Source organism: Belnapia rosea, from assembly GCF_900101615.1.
GTDB lineage: Bacteria > Pseudomonadota > Alphaproteobacteria > Acetobacterales > Acetobacteraceae > Belnapia > Belnapia rosea.
On sequence record NZ_FMZX01000086.1, the window covers coordinates 1 to 2,759 of the forward strand.

The 2,759-nt window shown below is 62.9% G+C and carries 3 protein-coding genes and 1 pseudogene; 3 read left to right on the forward strand and 1 reads right to left on the reverse strand.

Features of this window, described 5'->3' with window-relative positions; all coding sequences use genetic code 11:
• Positions 1 to 149: 149 nt before the first annotated feature.
• A pseudogene (locus BLR02_RS28065) lies at positions 150 to 326 on the forward strand (transposase); the annotation flags it as partial.
• 80 nt (positions 327 to 406) lie between these two features.
• Here BLR02_RS28065 and BLR02_RS28070 read toward each other — a convergent pair.
• On the reverse strand, positions 407 to 988 hold the full coding sequence (locus tag BLR02_RS28070) for an NUDIX domain-containing protein (RefSeq protein ID WP_218127659.1): 582 nt from the start codon (positions 986 to 988) through the stop codon (positions 407 to 409).
• 411 nt (positions 989 to 1,399) lie between these two features.
• Here BLR02_RS28070 and BLR02_RS28075 point away from each other — a divergent pair, with 411 nt between their 5' ends.
• Positions 1,400 to 2,119: a response regulator transcription factor gene (locus BLR02_RS28075; protein WP_090665478.1), complete on the forward strand. Its 720-nt coding sequence runs from the start codon at positions 1,400 to 1,402 to the stop codon at positions 2,117 to 2,119.
• A gap of 222 nt (positions 2,120 to 2,341) precedes the next feature.
• Positions 2,342 to 2,533 carry a hypothetical protein gene (locus BLR02_RS28080; protein WP_090571778.1) on the forward strand — a complete coding sequence of 64 codons (192 nt, stop codon included), beginning with the start codon at positions 2,342 to 2,344 and terminating at the stop codon, positions 2,531 to 2,533.
• The last annotated feature ends 226 nt before the right edge of the window (positions 2,534 to 2,759 follow it).

Here is a 2,759-nt window from a genome sequence, read left to right on the forward strand (position 1 = left end):
CGAGGCCGAGGCACGCTATTATGCCAAGCTCAAGCCAGCCGCCCTGGCGGCCTGACTCAAGCCAACCAGCCTCCGGCAAAACCGGGGCGGTTCACTCGCCAGCGGGCAGACGTAGTAGAGCCAGACGGGGTAGCTGATGATCTCGCAGTCGGCGCAGCCGCTACCACTTACGCAAGCAGGTAGTCGAACCCGTCTTTGGGCAGCTCAAGGGAGCACGAGGGTCTCGACAGTTCCTCCTCCGCGGCACCCAGAAGGTAAAACACGAATGGGCGCTCATCAGCACCGCCCATAATCTCACCAAGCTCGCCAAGATAGCGGCAACCTGACGCACACCGGAGGCATGCACACGATGAGTGCTGTTCTAGTTCCACCGGTGTTGCCTGAAATGCGGCGTCGAGACGAGCTCCTAGCAAGCCTTGAACAGCTCCGGCCGGCGAAGCCGAAGAGTTTGCACCAAGGCGAATAGTTTCAGCTCGGTCAGCGCACCGCGGTCGGCTATCGCCGCCAACTCGGCCAAAGGCAGTTCCGTAACAGCGATGTTCTCATGCTCGTCGGCCAAGCCACCGCCTTTAGCCACACGGTCGTCAACATGGTAGGGTGCGAGGAACAAATGCACTCGTTCTGTGGACAAGGCTGGCATGGTCCATGCCATCATCACTGGCTCCAGTGTTCCCAAACGCAGGCCGATCTCTTCAAGCGTTTCACGCCGAGCTCCGGCGGAAGGGTCGTCTTCGTCAAGGCGGCCAGCCGGCAGTTCCAACATCTCGGGTTCGCCGGCAGCGTAGAAGGGTGGAGCCCGGAATTGCCGAACCAGCAGCGCGGTACGGCGCCGAGGATCAAAAGGCAGCACCGCCACCGCTTGACCGTGATCCTCCACGTCGCGCTGAACGGTTTGGCCATCCGGTAGGCGTATGGTGGCCACAAACAGCCGCGACCAGCGCTGATGCTTCAGCGCCATCTGCTCGATCACCGGCTTCATCTCGGTCATGCGGACCTGCACCCTTTCCGTTTAGCCGTCGGAACGGCAACGCGCGAGAACTAACCCAATTTGTGCGAAGGCTGACGAGCATAGTGCAACTTATTGAGCGGCAATAGAATTCGGCTACGCCGCCTGTAGGAAAGCGGACCTGCCGGTATGGCCCATAAGATCGAACGCAAGTTCTTGGTGACGAGCAACCGGTGGCGGGCAGCAGTGATCGGCAGCACCGCCGAAGCGAGGACGGCGAATAGCGGCGCCTAGCGGGAAGGTAGGGCCGAGATCAACCTGATCAGACGCTCAACCAGCCGCGACATTATTGAGACAAACCTCGCATTTGAGTGACTTGTGTGCCGTGATCTCAACCTGTAGACGATATTCCGGGGCCGAGGTGAGGCCCTGTTTCATTCCCAGGAGCCCCCCATGTCCGCCCTTCGCCAGATCCTCATCGTCGAGGATGATGCTGCGCTGCGCGCCACCTTGGCCGAACAGATCCTGCTCGGCGGCGAGTTCAGCGCCGACGAGGCGGAGAGCGCGGCCGAGGCGGAGGCCAAGCTCGCCAGCGCCGGCGCCCGCTACGACGCCATCCTGCTCGATATCGGCCTGCCGGATGCGGATGGCCGCGAGTTCTGCGCCAAGCTGCGCCGCGATGGCCGGCGCATGCCGGTCATCATGGTCACCGGCGCGGATGCCGAGCAGGACGTGATCCGCGGTCTCGACGCCGGCGCTAACGATTACCTGGCGAAGCCCTACCGCCTGCCGGAGCTGCTGGCACGGGTGCGGGCCCAGCTGCGGGTGTTCGACAACTCCGAGGACGCCACCTTCCTCATCGGTCCCTATGTCTTTCGCCCGAGCCTGCGCCTGCTGCAGGAGACGGCCCGCAACCGCAAGATCCGGCTGACCGACAAAGAATGCGCCATCCTGAAATTCCTTTACCGCGCTGGTGGCAAGGCGGTGGCGCGGCAGACCCTGCTGAACGAGGTCTGGAACTACAGCAGCGCCGTATCGACCCACACGCTCGAGACGCATGTCTACCGCCTGCGTCAGAAGCTCGAGGTCGATCCTGGCGAGCCACGGCTGGTGCTGACCGCGCAGGGCGGCTACCGGCTGGACGCGAGCGTGTTCGAGGTTGCCGGCCGCTGATGATGACACCCCGAGCGGCACGAGCTGTTCGGGGCCGAGACCGTGGCCGCCAGGGCCACGAACTCGAAAGGTTTGCAGAAGACCTTCTCCCATGGGGAGAAAGCACGGTCAGCCAGCACCGCTCGGCTGCCTGTCTCATAGATGACCCACGGTTCCGGCCGCCTTCGCCGAGCCTTGGTGGCCGGGATATGGCTGCTATCGCTGGCGCCGGGGTTGAGATCCATGGCCTGGGACATCGATGGGTTGCGACGGACCGCTGAGGATGACTGGAGCATCCTCGGCATTGCCAGCTTCGAGGAGGTCGCCCCCTGCTTCCTCGAAGAAATCGGCGAGGGTGAGACGCACCATAGTATCATCTTCGGCAAGCAGTACTGCCTGATCTCCCCTTGTAGAAGCCGTCCGCTGGTAAAGTGAGACCGGCCGAGCCGTGCAGGGTGCCGGGATGGTCAGGAGGCACCACAAGCCCGAGGAGGTCGTTGCTAAATCTCAGCACGCAGGGATTCTGTTGGTGCAGGGAAGGTTGCCGCCGACGCGATGTGCATGATCGGAGTGACTGTTGTTGCCCTCAAATGTTCGGACAGGGTCGGGCTGTTAACGTGGCACGGATGAACTGGCGCGGGGAGCGGTAACCGAGCGCGCT

Excerpts from the sequence above, each read along its gene's own strand:
- BLR02_RS28075 (WP_090665478.1), top strand. The coding sequence starts at position 1,400 with ATGTCCGCCCTTCGCCAGATCCTCATCGTCGAGGATGATGCTGCGCTG.
- BLR02_RS28080 (WP_090571778.1), top strand. The coding sequence starts at position 2,342 with ATGGCCTGGGACATCGATGGGTTGCGACGGACCGCTGAGGATGACTGG.
- BLR02_RS28070 (WP_218127659.1), bottom strand. The coding sequence starts at position 988 with ATGACCGAGATGAAGCCGGTGATCGAGCAGATGGCGCTGAAGCATCAG.